This window comes from Rhizobium deserti (assembly GCF_004358025.1).
In the GTDB taxonomy this organism is placed as follows: Bacteria; Pseudomonadota; Alphaproteobacteria; order Rhizobiales; family Rhizobiaceae; genus Neorhizobium; species Neorhizobium deserti.
The window spans coordinates 364,036-383,384 of the sequence record NZ_SMTL01000001.1 but is presented as its reverse complement, the minus strand read 5'-3'; the positions used below and the strand labels follow the sequence as shown (position 1 = coordinate 383,384).

Genomic DNA, 19,349 nt, shown 5'->3' with positions numbered 1-19,349 from the left:
TTCGACTTCTGGATTCGCTATTCGAGGACTTGCTATCATGATCAAGCTACCTGGCTACAACATTTTCGGAAATGGCCTCAGCAGCCGGTTGGCCCGGCGCTGATGAGCACCATGGGGACGATGCCGGTCGCCAATGCTGGAAGTGTGACCGCGTCACCTGTGTTTTGCGTGGACATAGGGGGCTCCTTCATGAAGTTCGCCGTGTCACCGCAACCGGGTGCCTTGGTGCCGCTGGAAAGGGTTACAACCCCGGCCACGAGCTGGACGGATCTGGCGTCGTCGCTGTCCGCCCTGATCGACCGTCATGCCGGGGCGGCTGACGCTGCGGCGCCGCTTGGCTTGTCCATTGCCGGTCTGGTCGACCCGCGTGACGGCGTGGCGACCTCTGCCAACATCCCTTGCATCACCGGAAAGCCAATTGGAACGGAACTTTCAGCGCTGCTTGGACGACCGGTCGTGGCAGCGAACGATGCGGATTGCCTTACCCTTGCCGAGGCGAACGAAGGAGCGGGCAGGGGACATTCCGTAGTTTTCTGCGCGATCATGGGCACCGGTATCGGGGGCGGACTGGCAATCGACGGGCGGCTTGTGCGCGGTGTCGGCGGTGTCACCGGCGAATGGGGTCACGGCCCTGTTCTCAACACGACCGTCGACGTTAATGGGGAGAGGTTTCACATACCCCGCTTTTCCTGCGGCTGCGGACGGTCCGGCTGCGTCGATACGATCGGTGGCGCACGGGGTATCGAGAGGCTTCATCGCTTCCTCCACGGAAATGATGAGACAAGTCATCGCATTCTCCAAGATTGGCAGGAGGGTGAGGCGCAGGCGTCTCGGACGGTTGCCGTTTATCTGGAGCTCATTGCCGATCCACTTGCCTTGGTGGCAAATGTCACAGGCGCTTCCGTGATACCGGTTGGAGGTGGGCTTGCATCAGCAACGCCTCTGATCGCAGCCCTGGATCAGGCGGTTCGCGCTCGCGTTCTGCATCGTTTAGATCAGCCGCTGGTGACCCCGGCGCTGCGACAAGAGGATGGGGGACTGGTCGGCGCTGCCGTTCTCGGGCACGACGTGGCTGCCCGAATGAAGGAAGCTTGAGCATGTCGGTTCGGCTTGAAGTCTGCGTCGATTCGCCGGAAGGCCTGGCCGCCGCCATTGCCGGCGGCGCGGACAGGATCGAACTTTGTGCCGCACTCGATCTCGGTGGCCTCACGCCGCCAGCCGGGTTGATGGCACTGGCAGCCAAGGCGCCCATCCCGGTTTACGCGATGATCCGTCCGCGGGCCGGAAACTTCGTTTACGACGGCGACAACGAGGCTGCCATGCTGGCGGATGTGGATGCCGCTCGCACAGCCGGGTTGGCAGGTGTTGTGATCGGCGCGAGCTGTGCCGACGGAACCCTTGACCTGCCGCTCCTGACCCGGCTGAGCGAACGGGCTAAAGACATGGGCGTTACCCTGCATCGGGCGTTCGATCTCGTGCCCGACCCGATCCAAGCGCTGGAGCAGGCGATCGAACTGGGGGTCGAGCGCGTGTTGACGTCAGGGCTTCAAGTCAAAGCGCTGGATGGGCTGGGGACCCTGAAAGTGCTGGCGGATCTCGCTGCCGATCGCCTGTCGATCATGCCGGGCAGCGGCATCAACATATTTAATGTGGAACGGATTGTCAGTGAAACGGGCGTCCATGAGGTTCACAGTTCCTGCCGTGTGCCGCTGGAGGCTGTAGACCAAAAGGCCGTCAATTTTGGCTTCCAGCCATCGGCGAGCTATCAGACGAACAGCGTGACCGTTCTTCAGATGCGCAATCTCCTTGACATGATCGGCAACAAGGGCTGACCAATCAAATCGTCAGGCGCATAGCCCCTGGAGCGCTCGGAGGTTGTTGATCTCGACGCAGCGAATGCTGCGCAGCTTGATCAGGCCGGCACTGCGAAGCTTGGCAAAGACTCGCGATACGGTTTCGATCGTCAAGCCGAGATAATCAGCAATGTCCAGCCGGGTCATAGGCAGGTCGATGTGTTCAAGATCGCCCTGGCGGCTCGCCATGTCGATGATGAAGCCGGCGATACGCTCGACCGCCGTCTGGCGACCGATGACCAGAATGTGCTCCTGGGCGCGGATCATTCCACGAAGCGCGAGGCTCAACAGGTCCGGCGACACCGCGCCGGAAGCCGGATGCACCACGGCCTTCAAGCCCGTTGCAACAATGGCCTCGGCAAAGAAGCTGTGGATAGGCTCGGCGGCAAAGCCGAAAGTTTCTCCAGCCAGATAGAAGGCTATGACCTGCCGTCTGCCGTCCGACAGAAGGCGATGCAGCCGCACCGCGCCGAATTCCACCTGGTAAAGCGCATCGGCAGCCTGTCCGGGAACATAGATTTCCGAACCCGCGCCGAAGGTGACGACAGGCAAAGGCCTCGCATAGCTCAAGCCCAGTGACCTTGCAGCACTGCCTGATGTCAACAAAGCGTGGTCGGCGTAAGCGAGTGCAACCATGTTCTTTCTCATCCCCTACCTGTCGAGCAACAATGCCGCAGGGGGACGCGAACGAAAATTCGGTTGTGTCACTAGGGGGAAATACTTAGGCTGCGCAGGTAAGGCTTCTCACCATCTGAACCAGATCCGAACCGTCGAACGGCTTTACCAGCAATTTGGCCCGCCCGGCTGGTGGTACCGGCGACAGGCCGTCCACGAGCAGGATCATGACATTGTTGTCATCATTGAAGCTGCGCATCGCCTCGCTGTCGTTGTGGATCACTTGATCGTCAACGATCTTGCAAAGGCAGCACCCGGTGGATGGCCGGCACTCCACCCAGGTCTCATGCGCCTCGACCTGATAACCCTCGACCTCCAAGGCAAAGGTCAGGGAGTGCCTGAGCCCCGCATCGGCGGCAATAACCACGATCTTCGAGAGTGACAGCACGAAAAGCATCCGGGATAAGGCAATTGAAGACCTACCGCTACGTCACTACCACCTCTTTGGTCGGAAGACTTTGCGCTAGATCAAAAACCGCCGCCGAATGTTGAAGAATTACTTTGGCCCGAAGCCGGCTGCGATCGCCATGCGGACCAGTTGAGGCAAACTCTTTGCCTTCATCTTGGACATGACATTGGCCCTGTGGACTTCAACCGTTCGCGGGCTGATGTCCAGCTCATAGGCGATGACCTTGTTCGGAAGCCCACCGACGACCGCTGACAAGACCTGCCGCTCCCGGTCGCTCAGCATCTTCAGGCAAGCGTTTACGTCCGCGAGATCGGCATCCGTCGATGCTTCCGTGAGGAGGGCGGACGCCCTGCCGATCGCCTCGATCAGGACGACGTCCTCGAAAGGCTTTTCGATGAAATCCACGGCGCCGGCCTTCATGGCGTCCACCGCCATGGGAACATCGCCGTGACCGGTAATGACAATGGCAGGCACCTTTACCGGCAGGCTCGCCAAGCTGCGGATGAGCTCGACGCCGCTCATGTCGGGCATGCGCAGGTCGGTGATGAGGACACCGTTGCGGATGCTCGGGGCAAATTGCAGGAAGCTCGTTGCGCTGTCGTGCATGCGTACCGCAAAGCCGTTCATGGTGAGCATGAAAGCCAACGACTTGCGCACCGGTTCCTCGTCGTCGACGACATGGACGGTATAGTCAGCCGTTTCCATTTTTTTCCTCCTCATAGACGGGCAGGGTGAAACGGAAGGTCGCTCCGCCGGCTGCATTGGGTACCGCGGTCAGTTCCCCTCCGTGAGCTTCTACGATCCGCTTGCAGATCGAGAGACCCACGCCCATGCCCCCGGACTTAGTTGTTACGAAAGGCTTGAATAATTGGCCGGCGATTTCAGCGGCAATGCCGGGGCCGGTGTCTTCAATCGATACAGCGATGACGTTGTTACGCTCTGCCACGGTGCGAATGATCAGTTCGCAGTGTGTGCTGTCACGCATCGCCTCGATCGCATTGCGCATGAGATTGGTCAGTACCTGCTGGATCTGGATGCGGTCGACCATGACCGTTTCAGGCCCGGCGCCAAATTCCAGGAGGGTCCGAACGCCTTTCTCACGCGATCCGATGAGCGCCAGGGCGGCGGCTTCTTCCACGAGGCGGCGGATGTTCTGCGGTGCTTTTTCCGTCTCGCCCTTGGTGACGAATTCGCGCAGATGCTTGATGATCTGGCCTGCCCGAAGCGATTGCTGTGCCGTCTCTCCCAAGGCGTCGCGCATGCGCACGGCGATGTCGTCGTCCATATCCCTCAACAAGCGCGCGCAGCCATGCGCATAATTGGCAATCGCAGAAAGCGGCTGGTTGAGTTCATGGGCCAGAGTAGATGCCATTTCTCCCATCTCGTTCAGCCGCGCGAGCCTTGCCATCTCGCCTTGGATTTCCTGCAGTCTGGCGGCGGACTCCTCCCGCTCCGTCAGGTCGCGGATGAAACCAGTGAAGACGGTCCGGCCTTCCGATCGTGTTTCGCCAACAGCCAGTTTCATCGGAAAGGTCGAGCCATCCTTTCGGCGGCCGACAACGACCCGGTCACGGCCGATAATTCGTTTCTCGCCCGTCCGGAGGTATCGCTCGAGATATCCGTCGTGTTCGTGGTGGTACGGCTCGGGCATCAGCATGCGCAGGTTCCGGCCGATCGCTTCGTCTTCGCCATAGCCGAATTGGCGCACCGCCGCGGCGTTGAATGACAGGATCGTGCCATCCTTAGTGCTGACGATCGTCGCATCCAGAACGGTATCCATGATCGATTTGAGATGCGCCTCGCGCGAATCGGCTTTGGCCTGCGTCCGCTCAATTGTGCGTCTGGCTATGTGAAGCATCTCGCCCACGAGGCCGATCGCCATGCCGACGACCGCGACGACGATCATTTCCGATAGCTGCGCCCCGCGCGCTGTCGTGGTTTCTTTGAGCACATAGACAGCCAGAACGGACAGGGCGACGGCAAACGCGGACGCCCTGAACCCGCCAATGATCGAAACGACCAAAATGGGTGGAATGAAGAAGACGAAGGTCGCCTTGTCATCCAGCGGCACGAAAAGCGCCAGACGCAGCAGGAAACCTGCAGCGACGCCAACCAGCGCGATCGTATATACCTCTGATGTGGTGAAGCGGCGGCTCAGGAAGCCCTGAACGAGCCGTTCTTTGCGATCAGCAAACTTGGCTAGAACCATCAGTGTACCGCACAAACACCTTCATCTTGTTGATCGGCAGATTTCCGGCTCGTGAGTTGGAACTCGGTTGAATCATTATGTAGCACAAGCTGAAATGTCTCGTCCAACCTCTATCGGCTCACCGTACCCCCTTTGCGAGCGTGACGGATTGCATTCATCTTCAGTGTTATGACTTTTCTAATTTATTTCTCCCTAAACTCCGCCGCTCATGCGATGGTCCGGAGCCGATATGTCCGAAGCCGACAAGATGAGTTTGGAGGAACAGGGACGGCTCAACGCCCTGGAGCGTTACCAGATTGCGGAAACGCCACCTGAGAGCCGCTTTGACCGCATCTGCCGCTTCGCGGCCGATCTGTTCGGAACGCGGATGGCGTTCATAACGTTGATCGACGCCGACAAGCAGTGGTTCAAGGCATGTTCTGGCGCGCAGCTGGAGCAGACCGAACGGTCGGCATCCTTTTGCGATCATACGATCAGAAGTGAGGCTGTGCTGGTTGTCGCAGACGCGCGGCAGGATCAGCGATTTCGTCAGCTTCCGATAGTGACCGGAGAACCCTTCATTCGTTTCTATGCCGGAGCTCCGCTGATAACCTCGGACGGTCACGGCATTGGAGCGCTTTGCATCGCCGATCCGGCGATCCGGACGGTTTTTTCGGAGCGCGAGAAGAAGACGCTTTCGGGGCTGGCGGCTCTTGTCATGGAGCATCTGGAATTGCGACGTGAGGGCATACCCCTGGCGACGGCGACAAATTTTGCCAATGCGACGGACCTTTCGATCGTCACCATCAATTCCTCCGGCCGCATCGAATTCGTCAACAGTTCAGCGCTCGCCATGTTCGGATACGGTTTGGATGAAATGGTTGGCAATTCCCTCGATATCATTGTTCCGGAGCGCTTTCGGGCTGCCCATAATGCCGGTCTTGCGCGAGTCGCGGCCGGAGGGCCATCCACTCTCAAGGGCAAGACAGTGGAAATTTCCGCCATCCGGAAAGATGGCAGCGAGTTCCCCATCGAGATGGCGCTGTCGAACTGGGCGGATCAAGGCGGCATTGCCATGGGCGCAATCATCAAGGACATCTCGGATCGTCGCGAGCGCGACAGCCGGCTGCTTCGCCTGGCAAGCCAGGACACACTCACCGGTCTGTGCAACCGGCATCGCTTTGAAGCTCTCCTGGAGGAATCCCTGAAGCAAAGCGGCGGGGCGGCGGTGGTCCTTTTCGATCTCGACGGCTTCAAGGACGTCAATGACCGCTTTGGTCACGCCGCAGGAGATGCGCTGCTTCAGGCCATCGGCGTGCGTATACCGGCCCTGTTCGAAAAGCAGGTAACGGTGTCACGTTTCGGTGGCGACGAGTTTGCCGTCCTGATCCCGGCGGTCAGCGATCCACTCGTGGCTCAGAAAGCGGCAGCAACCATATTGGAGGCTTTCAAGTCTCCGTTCCAAGTGGCGTCAAACACATTCCGGATCGGTGCGAGCGTTGGCTTTTCGCTTGCGCCTTCCCATGGAAGCGATGCCGACGAACTGATTGCCAGCGCTGATTTTGCGCTCTACCGAGCCAAGCAGACAGGTGGCCGCGTTTATCGCATGTTCGAGCCTGCCATGCGCAACGAGACTCTGGCACGCCGCAGCCTCCAGGACCAGCTGTTCCGCGCGATCATTGATGGAGAACTGGTCCTCCATTACCAGCCGCAGGTAATGATCGGCACGGGTGAACTATTCGGCGTTGAAGCGCTGATCAGATGGCAGCACCCGGAGCGCGGCCTGCTTGCTCCGGCAGCCTTCCTTCCGGCACTGGAGCAGAGCTCCCGCGCTCTTGACGTGGGCTTCTGGGTTCTGGACGAGGCATGCAGGCAGCTTGCTGCATGGATTGCTCAAGGCCATCCGCCTATCAAGATGGGTGTCAACCTTTTCGCAGCACAGGTAAGGGCGGGCGATCTGCCGGGAGTGGTAAATGAACTTCTGCGCCGTTACGGCATCCCTCCGCGCCTTCTCGAGATCGAGATCACCGAAACCATTGCGCTGAACGACGACGATCAGTCGCTTGAAACCATGCAGGCACTTGCCCAGATCGGCGTCGGCATTGCTTTTGATGATTTCGGGACGGGCTACGCCTCCTTGAGTTCCTTGCAGCGCTATCCGTTGACGACGCTAAAGATCGACAGGAGTTTTGTCCGCGACCTTCTGAGTCGCCCGACGGATGCGGCCATCACCAAAGCGATGGTGACCCTTAGCAATGAACTGGGGCTGAGGACGGTTGCCGAGGGCATCGAAACCCTGGAGCAGGAGCAGTTGCTGCGCAAGTTGGGTTGCGTCGCAGGGCAGGGATATCGCTACGGTAGGCCCATGCCGGCTCAAGAAATGACCCAGGTGTTGCGGCGCGCACGGGGCGCAGGATGGAGGGCTGCCGGCAGCAAGACGTGAGAACGCGACCAGCGTCTGAGGTGCTTCTTTGAATTCGTGCAGGCACCGTTGGCAACAACTGGTCCTCCTTGCCTTTGTCATTGTCAAACAAGGCGAAAAGTTTATAAGCTGCAGCGCGTTTGGCATCAGGGACTAGGTATGTTTCGGCTGACGGGTCTTTCCGCCATCGATTTTAATCAATTGTTCAACCTGTCCCCCAATCCCTATGTCATCCTCGACCGGGATTTGCGGCTGATCGGCATGAACGATGCCTATCTGTCTGTCACTGGAAGATCCCGCGGGGAACTCACGGGCATGGGCATGTTCGATGCCTTCCCGAGCGATCCTCAGTCCGCTTCAGGGGAGATCCTGCGCCAATCCTTTGCCAAGGTCTTCACCTCCGGTGCCGTGGATCATATTCCGCTTATTCCTTATCCGATCGTAGATGAAAAAGGCGAGCTCCAGGAGCGGTACTGGAGCGCCACCCACACTCCAATGCTTGATGAAAAAGGCGAGGTTGCTTTCATCCTTCAGCATACGGTCGACGTCTCCGAGCTCCATCATCTGCGCCAGACGGCAGGCGATCGTAACCTGGAGATGGAAACCGGCCTTTTGAGGCGAGTGGATGCTGTCCAAGATGAAAATCGGGCTCTTGAGCAGGAGCGGGAATATCTACGGTCACTTTTCGAGCAGGCGCCGGGCTTCATGGCGGTGTTGCGTGAGCCGGACCATATTTTCGACATCGCCAATGGAGCATTTCGGGCGCTTGTCGGACGCGAGGACCTGATCGGCAAGCCGGTTCAGCAAGCCCTGCCGGATGTCAGCGGCCAGGGCTTTTTTGAACTGCTCGATCAGGTATACCGCACCGGTGTGCCCTACAGCGCCAATGGAGCGGCCGTGCTTCTTCAGAGGCGAAGGGGCGAGGAGCCTGAGCAACGCTTCCTCGACTTCGTATACCAGCCGATCAAGAGCGCAGCCGGAGACGTTACCGGCATATTCGTGCAGGGGCATGACGTAACCGACCTTCGGCGGGCCCAGGATGCGGCGCGCGAGAACGAAGAGCGCTTCCGAACGCTGGCGCAATCGCTTCCCAACCAGGTCTGGACGGCGACACCGGATGGCCGCATGCAGTGGTGCAACGACCGGATCTTCGAGTACAGCGGGACAGACAGCTTTTACTTCGACAAGGCGCGAGGGTCGGGCCTGCTGCACCCTGAAGACAATGAAAATGTCAGGACGCGCTGGACCGGGGCGGTTGAGAGCGGAGAAACCTTCGAAACCGAATTGCGGCTGAGACGTCACGATGGTGTCTACCGCTGGTTTCTCAGTCGGGCCATTCCTGTTTCCGGCGCCGACGGCATCATTCAGTTCTGGGTTGCCACCAATACGGATATCGAGGATCAGAAGAATACTGAGAACCGGCTGGAGACGCTTGCGGCAGCGCTTGGCAATCGGGTCGAGGAACGAACGGTCGAACTGCAGAGAACGCAGGAAGTCTTGCGGCAAAGCCAGAAGATGGAAGCCATCGGCAATCTGGCTGGCGGCATCGCCCATGACTTCAACAATTTGCTGCAGGTGATCACCGGCAACCTTCAACTGCTCGGACGCGAGGTGGCCGGCAACGAGACTGCCGAGAAACGCGTCAATAGTGCCTTGGCAGGTGCCACCCGTGGAGCAAGGCTGGCATCGCAACTGTTAGCCTTCGGGCGGCGTCAGCCTCTGGCTCCGAAGGTCGTCAATCTGGGGCGCCTCGTTCGCGAGATGGATCACCTTCTGCGTCGGAGCATAGGCGAAGCGATCGAGATCGACACCATCGTGGCGGGAGGGCTTTGGAATACGCTCGTAGACCCGACCAATGTGGAAAACGCCCTGCTCAACCTCGCCATCAACTCGCGGGACGCCATGGGCGGCCAAGGAAAGCTGACCGTCGAGCTGGGCAATGCTTATCTGGATGAGGAATATGCCCGGCATGCTTTCGATGTGAAAGCAGGTCAATATGTCATGCTGGCTGTGAGCGATACTGGCAGCGGCATGACGCAAGCCGTTCTCGACAAGGTGTTCGATCCCTTCTTCACCACGAAGCCCGAAGGCAAGGGAACCGGTCTTGGCCTGTCCATGGTGTATGGATTCGTCAAGCAGTCGGAAGGACATATCCGGATCTACAGCGAGCCCGGCAGCGGGACCACTGTGCGGATCTATCTTCCTCGTTCCATGGAAGACGAAGACGTTGTCGTGGCCGAAACCTCGAGCGCGCCGGCCTCCGGCGGTAGCGAGACTATTCTCGTGGTCGAGGACGACGAGGCCGTCAGGGATACGACCGTCAGCCTGCTGATGGAGCTTGGCTATCGGGTGCTGAAGGCGCGCGACGCCGATAGTGGCCTTGCCATCGTCGACAGCGGCGTACCGATCGATCTGGTGTTCACCGATGTTGTTATGCCCGGAAAGCTGAAGAGCCGCGACCTCGCCATCAAGGCGAAGGAGCGGCTGCCGCATGTGGGTGTTCTGTTCACGTCAGGTTATACGGAGAACGCTATTGTTCACGGGGGCCGGCTTGATGCGGGCGTCAACCTGCTGAGCAAACCCTATACGCGCGATGCGCTTGCAAGAAAGATCCGTCAGGTGCTGGAGCAAACCCGTCTGGAAGCATCCAATTCAACAAAGCCGCAGTCTGCACCGTCCACGGTAACAGAGACAATGGCGGGAAATGCGTTGCCGCTCACCATCCTGCTGGTCGAAGATGAGGCGCTTATCCGTATCTCAACTGCCGATTTCCTGCAGGACAGCGGTATGCGAGTACTGGAAGCAGGAACGGCCAACGAGGCGATCGCCGTCGCAAAGGATCATGCAATCGATATCCTGGTCACCGACGTGCATCTGCCGGACATGAGTGGCGTGCAATTGACGCTGGCTCTGAGGGAAACGCTGCCGCATCTGCCGGTCATCTTCGCCACAGGGGACAGAAATGTCGCCGGCTCCGAAGCGCTGGCCCAGACGGCCCTGATCACCAAGCCCTATGACTACGATTTGCTGGTGACGCGCATTCGCTCCATGGTGACGCCGCGACCGGCAAGCTGAGCTATACCCGTCTTGCCTGCAGTGACCAGCGAGCATGACGATCCGGCCGGTAGCGGAGGCGGCAGATCGTCCGCCTCCGGGTAAAACAGCAGAATGCTGCTGCGATCAAAGTTTGCCTCCGGTTTCCGAAACTACTTTCGTGAGGCTGCCGGTGGCCGGAAAAAGAGGAATAAGGCAGGCCTGCAGGGCGTGGTAGATGTCGCCCTTGCCCGGGAAAAGCGTATGGGCCGGGACGAGATCCTCCGTCAATTCCTCGTGCCAGCCGCCGTTCCTGTGGTCGATGAAGCGGTTGGCGATCGTACCCCAGATCAGCCGGTAGCTGTCCTCGTAGAACGGATCCACCGGCAGATGCTCGTTGAGGAAATACGCAGCGCCGGCAGCTTCGCACATTGGCCACCAAAGCTTATTGGTCTTGGCCGGCTGGTCCTGCCAGTCGAGCGTATAGAAGAAACCACCCTTCTGCTTGTCCCAACCCAGTGACATGGCCTGGACGAAGAGGGATTTCGCAGCATCCGGCATCCAGCTCCGCTGCTTGTCGTCGAGCGACCAGAGCTGCAGCACGAGACGCGACCATTCCAGCGCATGGCCAGGTGTCGTGCCGGCAGGCCGGAACATCTCGTCCGGATGGTAGTAATCCTTGTTGATCCGCCACTGGGCATCAAAATGTTCGGCAACGCGGAAGCCGGTACTGCCGGCAGATTGATGGATCACCAGCTCGGCAATGCTCAGAGCCTTGTCGAGGTAGGACCTCTCGCCGGTGACCTCATAGGCAGCCATCAGTGCTTCAGTCAGATGCATGTTGGAGTTCTGGCCGCGATAGCTTCCTCCGTCGATCGGCGACCAGTCGCGGTTGAACTCTTCGGCAATTGCACCGTGTTCCGGCTCCCAAAATCTGGCTTCCAGCACCTTGGTGATGTCGGCGAGCATCTCGTCTGCAAGTGGGTGTCCAACTGTCTTGGCCGAGGCGGCGGCTAGCAAGACAAAGGCATGGCCATAGCCCTGCTTGGCCGGATCAACCGGACCGTCGTCATTGACCTGCCAGAAGTAGCCGCCATGTTCGGCGTCGCGGTGTGTTTCCCAGAGGTAGCGCATGCCGTGGTCGATCATGTCGCCGGAGCCCGGGCGCCCAAGCAGGTAGCCGATCGAGAAACAGTGTACCATACGGGCAGCAGCGTGAACGCCGCGCGTTGGGTTGCCGCCGCCGATTGGAGCGCCCTGATCGTCGAGATCAAAGAAGCCACCGGCCGGGTTAGCCGCACGGTACTGGAAGAAGTCAAAAAGACTGGTGGCTTGATCCGCAAGCCATTTCCGATGATAGGGGAGGCTCGCCCATTTGGCCGACCTTTGATCTTGATCACTCATATGAACCTCTGAATTGTTCGGCGGAAAATCCGGCTTGATGTCTATAGCGCCGGACGTGCCTCCTGTCATCGGGATCGCGCCTCCGGAAGTGCCGGTTTATGTTGACATAAAGATATGCTTATGCGTTTATCGATCGCAATGCATGAGGAAGGATCGCCCGATGTTTGATGATTTGTTCGGCTCAGATATTGAGCGCCGTGACGGCGTTGAAATCCTGGCGGCGCTCCAGGCGGCGGCACGCGAGAAAATCCTCGTTATCGACGGTGCCATGGGTACCCAGATACAAGGGCTTGGTTTTGACGAAGAGCAGTTCAGGGGACAGCGCTTCATCGGCTGCGCCTGCCATCAGCAGGGCAACAACGACCTGCTGATCCTCTCGCAACCACAGGCGATCGAAGACATCCATTATCGATATGCCAAGGCTGGCGCCGATATCATAGAGACCAATACATTTTCCTCGACCCGGATCGCTCAGGCCGATTACCAGATGGAAAATGCCGTCTACGACCTGAACCGTGATGGGGCGCGTCTGGCGCGGCGGGCTGCTGTGCGGGCACAGAAGGAAGATGGACGCCGCCGCTTCGTGGCCGGGGCCATCGGACCAACCAACCGCACCGCCTCGATCTCCCCCGATGTGAATAATCCTGGCTACCGCGCGGTAACGTTCGATGACCTCCGTATCGCTTATGGCGAACAGCTGGACGGTCTGATCGATGGCGGTGCCGACATCATTCTCATCGAAACGATCTTCGACACGTTAAACGCCAAGGCGGCCATTTTCGCCTGCGCGGAACGGTTTGCAGAAAAGGGAATCCACCTGCCGGTGATGATCTCGGGCACGATCACCGACCTTTCCGGCCGAACGCTTTCAGGTCAGACCCCCTCGGCCTTCTGGTACTCGGTTCGTCATGCCAAGCCCTTCACGATCGGCCTTAACTGCGCGCTGGGCGCCGATGCAATGCGGCCGCATCTGCAGGAACTTTCCGCTGTCGCCGATACCTTCATCTCGGCCTATCCGAATGCCGGCTTGCCGAATGAGTTCGGGCGCTATGACGAGACGCCGGACGACATGGCACGCCAGATCGAAGGCTTCGCGCAAGACGGTCTCGTCAACGTTGTCGGCGGCTGCTGCGGCTCGACGCCCGAGCACATTCAGGCCATCGCCGAGGCCGTCGCTCCTCACAAGCCACGCGCGGTGCCGGAACACCGGCCGTTCATGTCGCTGGCAGGGCTGGAGCCCTTCGTCTTTGCCAAGGAAGTGCCGTTCGTCAATGTCGGCGAGCGAACCAATGTGACCGGCTCGGCGAAGTTTCGCAAACTGATCACGGCGGGCGATTTTACCGCAGCACTGGCCGTGGCGCGTGAACAGGTCGAGAACGGCGCCTCTGTCATCGACATCAACATGGACGAAGGCTTGATCGATTCGCAAAAGGCGATGGTCGAGTTCGTCAACCTCATCGCCGCAGAGCCGGATATTGCCCGCGTGCCGATCATGCTCGACTCGTCGAAGTTCGAGATCATGGAAGCCGGCTTGAAGTGCGTGCAGGGGAAACCGGTCGTCAATTCCATCTCCATGAAGGAGGGCGAGGAAAAATTCATCGCCCAGGCAAAGCTGCTGCGCAACTACGGCGCCGCCGTTGTGATCATGGCTTTCGACGAACAAGGCCAGGCCGACAGCTACGAGCGCAAGGTGGCGATCTGCGAGCGTGCCTATAAGCTTCTGACCGAAGAAGCCGATTTCCCGCCCGAAGACATCATCTTCGACCCCAATGTCTTCGCGGTGGCGACGGGCATTGATGAACACAGCACCTATGGTGTCGCCTTCATCGAGGCGACCCGCACCATCCGGGAGCGCATGCCGCTGGTGCATGTGTCGGGCGGCGTTTCCAACCTTTCCTTCTCGTTCCGCGGCAATGAACCGGTTCGCGAGGCCATGCATGCGGTCTTCCTTTACCACGCCATCCAGGCGGGTATGGACATGGGCATCGTCAATGCCGGTCAGCTGGCGATCTACGAGAACATCGATCCGGAGCTGCGTGACGCCTGCGAAGACGTCGTCCTCAACCGCCGCGACGACGCCACTGAAAGGTTGCTCGAGATCGCCGAGCGCTACCGCGGCAGCGGCGCCAGGGAAGCCAAGGAGAAGGACCTCGCGTGGCGGGAATGGCCGGTGGAGAAGCGCTTGTCGCACGCTCTGGTCAACGGCATTACCGACTTCATCGAGGCCGACACGGAAGAGGCCCGCCTGCAGGCGGAGCGGCCGCTGCATGTCATCGAAGGCCCGCTCATGGCCGGCATGAACATCGTCGGGGACCTGTTCGGCTCGGGCAAGATGTTCCTGCCGCAGGTGGTGAAGTCGGCCCGCGTCATGAAGCAGGCCGTGGCGGTGCTGCTGCCTTACATGGAAGAAGAGAAGCGGCTCAATGGCGGTGACCAGCGCAAGACGGCCGGCAGGGTGCTGATGGCGACCGTCAAGGGCGACGTCCACGATATCGGCAAGAACATTGTCGGCGTCGTGCTGGCCTGCAACAATTACGAGATCATCGACCTCGGCGTCATGGTGCCGGCTACGAAGATCCTCGAAACGGCGGTCAAGGAGCAGGTGGACATTATCGGCCTTTCCGGTCTGATCACGCCATCGCTCGACGAAATGGTTCACGTGGCCTCCGAGATGGAGCGCCAGGGCTTCGACATCCCGCTGTTAATTGGTGGTGCAACCACAAGCCGGGTCCATACGGCGGTCAAGATCCATCCGCGTTATGACCGCGGCCAGGCCGTCTACGTGACCGATGCCAGCCGCGCCGTCGGCGTCGTTTCGTCGCTTTTGTCTCCCGAGGCGAAATCGGGCTATGTGGAAACGGTGCGCGCGGAATACGCGAAAGTCGCGGCCGCGCATGCACGCTCTGAGGCCGACAAGATCCGGCTGCCGATTGCCCGTGCCCGCGCCAATGCGGAAAAACTCGATTGGTCCGGCTACAAGCCGGTGAAGCCACAGTTCATCGGTACGAGAGTGTTCGAGAACTATGACCTGGCCGAGCTTTCGAGATACATCGACTGGACGCCGTTCTTCCAGACCTGGGAGCTGAAGGGGCGCTTTCCCGGCATTCTTCAGGACGAGAAACAGGGCGAGGCGGCCCGTCAGCTTTATGCAGACGCACAAGCCATGCTTGAGAAGGTGATTGCCGAAAACTGGTTCCGGCCGCGCGCTGTCATCGGCTTCTGGCCGGCCAATGCGGCCGGCGACGACATCCGCCTGTTCACGGACGATAGCCGCGCCCAGGAGCTTGCAACCTTCTACACATTGCGCCAGCAGTTGTCGAAGCGGGATGGTCGCCCCAATGTGGCCCTGTCCGACTTCGTGGCTCCGGCCTCGAGCGGGCTTGAGGACTATGTCGGCGGCTTCGTGGTGACTGCAGGCATCGAGGAAGTGGCGATTGCCGAGCGCTTCGAGCGCGCCAACGACGATTATTCCTCGATCATGGTCAAGGCGCTGGCAGACCGGTTTGCCGAGGCTTTTGCCGAGGCCATGCATGAGCGCGTCCGCAAAGAATTCTGGGGCTATGCATCGGATGAGAGCTTCTCGCCGGATGAGCTCATCACGGAGACCTATGCGGGTATTCGTCCGGCGCCGGGCTATCCGGCTCAGCCCGATCACACGGAAAAGGCAACGCTCTTCCGTTTGCTCGATGCGACGGCAGCGACCGGGGTCGAACTGACCGAGAGCTATGCGATGTGGCCGGGCTCATCGGTGTCCGGCCTTTATATCGGTCACCCTGCTTCCTATTATTTCGGCGTTGCCAAGGTCGAGCGCGACCAGGTCGAGGATTATGCCGGCCGCAAGGGCATGCCGGTCGAGGAGGTGGAGCGCTGGCTTGGGCCGGTTCTCAATTACGTGCCTGCCAAAGGCGAGGTGGTCGAGGACGCGGCCTGACGCCTGAAGTTCATGCACTGAATCAAGAAGCCGGAAGTTGAGTCAACTTCCGGCTTCTTCTGTTTGAAATCGCTACTGAACTTGGAACTACGGCTTGGCCAGCCGCGCCGTCAGTTCCTCGATCCCGGCGTCCGACTCGATCCGGTCGCCGCGGATGCTCAGATAGATGCCGAGACCCGTCGTCAAAGCGGCGATGAACAGCAGATACCAGGCATGCGCCATGGGATTGACGGCCAAGAGTGAGGTGACGGCAATCGGGGTCAAGCCGCCGAAGATGGCGTAGGAGATGTTGTAGGAGAAGGAGAGGCCGGAAAAACGCACGCGGGCCGGGAAGGCACGTACCATGACGTAAGGCACGGCGCCGACCATGCCGACTGCCAGGCCCATGATCGCGTAGAGCACGAAGACCACGGTCAACGAGACGGCGGCATAGCTGTAGAAGGCCCAGGTGGCGGCACCGAAGAAGACGCCGGCGACGGTGAAGAAGCGGCCCGATCCGACCTTGTCGACGATCGCGCCGGCGGCAGCGGTTCCAAAGATCAGGAACAGCGTGCCGAAGCTGGTTGCCGCCAGAGATTGCTGCGGCGTATAGCCGTAGAGCTTCTGCAGGAAGGTTGCGGTCATCAGCGTCGTCACCACGATGCCGGCCGACAGGACCCAGGTCAGCAGAACTGAGATGATGACGCCGTGCGGGTAATCCCGCAGAACCGCCTTGAGCGGCAGTTCCGGCACGAGAGCGCGGCTCTGCTTCATTTCGGTGAAAATCGGCGTCTCCTGCAGCCAGCGGCGCAGCCAGACTGCAAGGAGGCCGAACAATCCGCCGAGGAGGAAGGGCAGGCGCCAGGCCCAGGCAGCAATGGTTTCGGGCAGGAAGACGGAGTTTATGATCGTCGCGATAAACGAGCCGAGCAGGATGCCGAGCGTCAGGCCCGAGCACAGGAAGCCGCAGGCAAAGCCGACGCGGCGGAAGGGCACGTGTTCGGCCACGAAAGTCCAGGCGCCCGGCACTTCGCCACCGATCGCAGCACCTTGAAGAAGCCGCATGACGACAAGCAGGATCGGTGCGAAGACGCCAATCGTGGCATAGGTCGGCATGGCAGCCATGCCGAGGGTGGAGAGGGCCATCAGCAGGATCGAGAAGGAGAAGACGCGCTTGCGGCCGAAGAGATCGCCGTAATGCGCCAGCACGATCCCACCGAGCGGGCGGACCAGATAACCGGCAGCAAAGATGCCGAAGGTCTGGATGAGGACGAGCCAATCCGGCATGTCCGGCGGGAAAAACAGCTTGCCGATGACGGAAGCGAAAAACACGAAGATGATGAAGTCGTAGAACTCCAGAGCTCCACCGAGTGCGGCCAAGCCGAGCGTGCGGAAATCCTGTGACGTGAGGCGGCGCGGTGCCGCAGGCGTAGTGGTGGGCGACATAAGGTTCAACCGGTTCGGCGCGCTTCCCGTTGCAGGAAGCCAACATGTCCGCAATGCGTTATCGCCACGCGGTTTTCAAGCTTTTCCATCGTCTTTGAAACAGTCGTCCACGCCGCAGGTCGGTTGCGCACCAGAGTTGATGGCGTTATTCGCGCACGAGAAGCAGATCATGCGCCATGAAGCGCAGACTTACCAACTCGCCCGGCTGAGGCAGAGCTGCATCGGGCGAGTTGAACATATCGAAGGAGATCTGGCTGCCTCCGACATCCAGCTTGGTGCGGATCACCGAGCCGAGGAAATGCGAGGACACGACTTTGCCGCTGAGCATCGTGTCGCACTTGGCCGTCTCGGACATAGATCCCGCTTCGGGTCGCAGGGCGATGGAAACCGTGTCGCCATTCTTCAACGCTGCAATCGGCTCGCGTAGGGTGACAAGATTGTCACCAATCCTGATTGTGTTGGCGGCCGGGTCAGAAACGATCGCCTCAATGATATTCAGCGTGCCGACAAAGGACGCGACGAAGCGTGTGGCCGGTCGATTGTAAATGTCCGACGGCGTGCCAATCTGGTCAGCCCGGCCGGCATTCATCACCACGATGCGATCAGAGATCGACAGCGCCTCCTCCTGGTCATGGGTGACGAAGACGGTTGTGATGCCGAGCTGGCGCTGGATCTGGCGGATCTCCTCGCGCAGCGACACGCGGATCTTGGCATCCAGTGCCGAAAGCGGTTCATCAAGCAGGAGGACCTGCGGCTTCGGTGCAAGTGCGCGGGCAAGCGCCACACGCTGCTGCTGACCGCCCGACATCTGGTAGGGGTAACGGTCAGCCAGATGCTCCAAATGGATGAGCTTCAGCATGTCCTTGACACGGCTTTCGATGTCCGGCTTCGCCATGCCGGCAACCTTCAGGCCAAAGGCGACATTGTCGAAGACATTCATGTTCGGAAATAGCGCATAGGCCTGGAAGACCATGCCGATATTGCGCTGGCTGGTCTTCAGACTGTTCTGGTTCTTGCCGTTGATCGTTACCGTGCCATCGCTTGGGCTCTCGAACCCTGCAATCATCCGCAGAACGGTCGTCTTGCCGCAGCCTGACGGGCCGAGAAAGGAAACAAACTCGCCCTTGTCGATCGACATGTTGAAGTCTTTGACGACCTGGGTCTGCCCGAAGCTCTTCTTGATATTCTGGAGGACGAGGAAGGACATCGAGGAATTCCTTAAGGCCGGGAGGGTGCCAATTTGCCGAAACGGGAGACGATCTGCAGCAGACCCATCGACAGCCAGGTGATCGCAAAGGCGATTACGGCAAGTGCCGCCGGCTCATAGGCCCTGTTGGCGCCGATCAGCTGCAGATAAGGACCGAAGGCCGGACGGTTGAGAAGGGCGGCCATGGTGAATTCGCCCATGACGATCGCAAAGGTGATGAAGGCGCCGGACAAGACGCCGGACATGACATTCGGAAAGATGCAGCGGAAGAGGATGGTCGGCCATTTGGCGCCAAGGATTTCCGCCGCTTCGGTCAACGTCCTGACGTCGATCGTGCGCATGGCCGTGTCCACCGAGCGATACATGTAGGGCAGCGACAGGGTGATATAGGAGAAAACCAGCAGGATATTGGTGCCCTGTGTCGAGCCGGTGAACGGGATCCAGGACGAAGAGTTGTAGAGGCGCAGATAGCCGAACACGATGACGATGGCCGGTATGACCAGCGGCATCAGGGTAATGAATTCCACGACCGGGCGCATTTGCGGGAGGCGCAGCCGCACCCAATATGCCGTCGGCACGATCAGCAGCATGCCGAGGATGATGGTGAACAGCGCCATCAGCATCGAAAAGCCGAAGGTGGACCGGAACTGCATGTCGGCAAAGACCGACTGATAGGCGTCGAAGGAATATTCGCCGCGTCGCATCCGCATCGAGAACTCGAAGGTTCCGATCAGCGGCACGAAGAAATAGATGACGCCCACGGCGATGGCGGTCCAGGCGAGTATCTTGCTCGGCTTCATGA

General features: G+C 59.8%; 13 protein-coding genes. 5 read left to right on the top strand and 8 right to left on the bottom strand.

The annotated features are described in order from the left end of the window. Positions 1 to 189: 189 nt before the first annotated feature. Complete coding sequence (locus E2F50_RS01905; RefSeq protein WP_245515261.1) at positions 190 to 1,095, top strand: ROK family protein; 906 nt, start codon at positions 190 to 192, stop codon at positions 1,093 to 1,095. A gap of 2 nt (positions 1,096 to 1,097) precedes the next feature. After that, on the top strand, positions 1,098 to 1,832 hold the full coding sequence (locus E2F50_RS01900; RefSeq protein ID WP_133314369.1) for a copper homeostasis protein CutC: 735 nt from the start codon (positions 1,098 to 1,100) through the stop codon (positions 1,830 to 1,832). Between the two features lie 12 nt (positions 1,833 to 1,844). On the opposite strand, the gene E2F50_RS01895 is transcribed toward E2F50_RS01900, so the two are convergent. The 4 genes from E2F50_RS01895 to E2F50_RS01880 form a co-directional block, all read right to left on the bottom strand. Then, entirely contained in the window at positions 1,845 to 2,489 is a 645-nt protein-coding gene (locus tag E2F50_RS01895) for a helix-turn-helix domain-containing protein (protein ID WP_133314368.1), read from the bottom strand. Between the two features lie 85 nt (positions 2,490 to 2,574). Next, a complete protein-coding gene (locus E2F50_RS01890; RefSeq protein ID WP_133314367.1) occupies positions 2,575 to 2,916 on the bottom strand; it encodes a transcriptional regulator in 342 nt (113 codons plus the stop codon). 108 nt (positions 2,917 to 3,024) lie between these two features. Continuing rightward, positions 3,025 to 3,642, bottom strand: coding sequence for a response regulator FixJ (gene fixJ / locus E2F50_RS01885; protein ID WP_133314366.1), 618 nt, complete (start codon positions 3,640 to 3,642; stop codon positions 3,025 to 3,027). Then, the gene (locus E2F50_RS01880) at positions 3,629 to 5,146 is read right to left on the bottom strand and encodes a PAS domain-containing sensor histidine kinase (protein ID WP_133314365.1); all 1,518 of its coding nucleotides are present in this window, start codon (positions 5,144 to 5,146) and stop codon (positions 3,629 to 3,631) included. Before E2F50_RS01880 ends, fixJ begins: the two co-directional genes overlap by 14 nt. Before the next feature lie 229 nt (positions 5,147 to 5,375). Between E2F50_RS01880 and E2F50_RS01875 the strand changes: the two genes are divergently transcribed. Continuing rightward, positions 5,376 to 7,568 carry a putative bifunctional diguanylate cyclase/phosphodiesterase gene (locus E2F50_RS01875; protein ID WP_133314364.1) on the top strand — a complete coding sequence of 731 codons (2,193 nt, stop codon included), beginning with the start codon at positions 5,376 to 5,378 and terminating at the stop codon, positions 7,566 to 7,568. 138 nt (positions 7,569 to 7,706) lie between these two features. Next, positions 7,707 to 10,622 carry a hybrid sensor histidine kinase/response regulator gene (locus E2F50_RS01870; RefSeq protein WP_133314363.1) on the top strand — a complete coding sequence of 972 codons (2,916 nt, stop codon included), beginning with the start codon at positions 7,707 to 7,709 and terminating at the stop codon, positions 10,620 to 10,622. Positions 10,623 to 10,727: 105 nt separating this feature from the next. On the opposite strand, the gene E2F50_RS01865 is transcribed toward E2F50_RS01870, so the two are convergent. Beyond that, positions 10,728 to 11,984, bottom strand: coding sequence for an AGE family epimerase/isomerase (locus tag E2F50_RS01865; protein ID WP_133314362.1), 1,257 nt, complete (start codon positions 11,982 to 11,984; stop codon positions 10,728 to 10,730). 160 nt (positions 11,985 to 12,144) lie between these two features. Here E2F50_RS01865 and metH point away from each other — a divergent pair, with 160 nt between their 5' ends. Then, a complete protein-coding gene (metH, locus tag E2F50_RS01860; RefSeq protein WP_133314361.1) occupies positions 12,145 to 15,915 on the top strand; it encodes a methionine synthase in 3,771 nt (1,256 codons plus the stop codon). Between the two features lie 87 nt (positions 15,916 to 16,002). Here the strand turns inward: metH and E2F50_RS01855 are convergent, their stop codons facing one another. The 3 genes from E2F50_RS01855 to E2F50_RS01845 form a co-directional block, all read right to left on the bottom strand. Next, a complete protein-coding gene (locus tag E2F50_RS01855; RefSeq protein WP_133314360.1) occupies positions 16,003 to 17,340 on the bottom strand; it encodes an MFS transporter in 1,338 nt (445 codons plus the stop codon). A gap of 145 nt (positions 17,341 to 17,485) precedes the next feature. Beyond that, positions 17,486 to 18,547 carry an ABC transporter ATP-binding protein gene (locus E2F50_RS01850; protein WP_133314359.1) on the bottom strand — a complete coding sequence of 354 codons (1,062 nt, stop codon included), beginning with the start codon at positions 18,545 to 18,547 and terminating at the stop codon, positions 17,486 to 17,488. 11 nt (positions 18,548 to 18,558) lie between these two features. Beyond that, on the bottom strand, positions 18,559 to 19,347 hold the full coding sequence (locus E2F50_RS01845) for an ABC transporter permease (protein WP_133314358.1): 789 nt from the start codon (positions 19,345 to 19,347) through the stop codon (positions 18,559 to 18,561). Between the last annotated feature and the right edge of the window lie 2 nt (positions 19,348 to 19,349).

Bases quoted from the DNA above. Each gene is read 5' to 3' on its own strand.
- E2F50_RS01905 (WP_245515261.1), top strand. From the start codon at position 190: ATGAAGTTCGCCGTGTCACCGCAACCGGGTGCCTTGGTGCCGCTGGAA.
- E2F50_RS01900 (WP_133314369.1), top strand. From the start codon at position 1,098: ATGTCGGTTCGGCTTGAAGTCTGCGTCGATTCGCCGGAAGGCCTGGCC.
- E2F50_RS01895 (WP_133314368.1), bottom strand. From the start codon at position 2,489: ATGGTTGCACTCGCTTACGCCGACCACGCTTTGTTGACATCAGGCAGT.
- fixJ (WP_133314366.1), bottom strand. From the start codon at position 3,642: ATGGAAACGGCTGACTATACCGTCCATGTCGTCGACGACGAGGAACCG.
- E2F50_RS01880 (WP_133314365.1), bottom strand. From the start codon at position 5,146: ATGGTTCTAGCCAAGTTTGCTGATCGCAAAGAACGGCTCGTTCAGGGC.
- E2F50_RS01875 (WP_133314364.1), top strand. From the start codon at position 5,376: ATGTCCGAAGCCGACAAGATGAGTTTGGAGGAACAGGGACGGCTCAAC.
- E2F50_RS01870 (WP_133314363.1), top strand. From the start codon at position 7,707: ATGTTTCGGCTGACGGGTCTTTCCGCCATCGATTTTAATCAATTGTTC.
- E2F50_RS01865 (WP_133314362.1), bottom strand. From the start codon at position 11,984: ATGAGTGATCAAGATCAAAGGTCGGCCAAATGGGCGAGCCTCCCCTAT.
- metH (WP_133314361.1), top strand. From the start codon at position 12,145: ATGTTTGATGATTTGTTCGGCTCAGATATTGAGCGCCGTGACGGCGTT.
- E2F50_RS01855 (WP_133314360.1), bottom strand. From the start codon at position 17,340: ATGTCGCCCACCACTACGCCTGCGGCACCGCGCCGCCTCACGTCACAG.
- E2F50_RS01850 (WP_133314359.1), bottom strand. From the start codon at position 18,547: ATGTCCTTCCTCGTCCTCCAGAATATCAAGAAGAGCTTCGGGCAGACC.
- E2F50_RS01845 (WP_133314358.1), bottom strand. From the start codon at position 19,347: ATGAAGCCGAGCAAGATACTCGCCTGGACCGCCATCGCCGTGGGCGTC.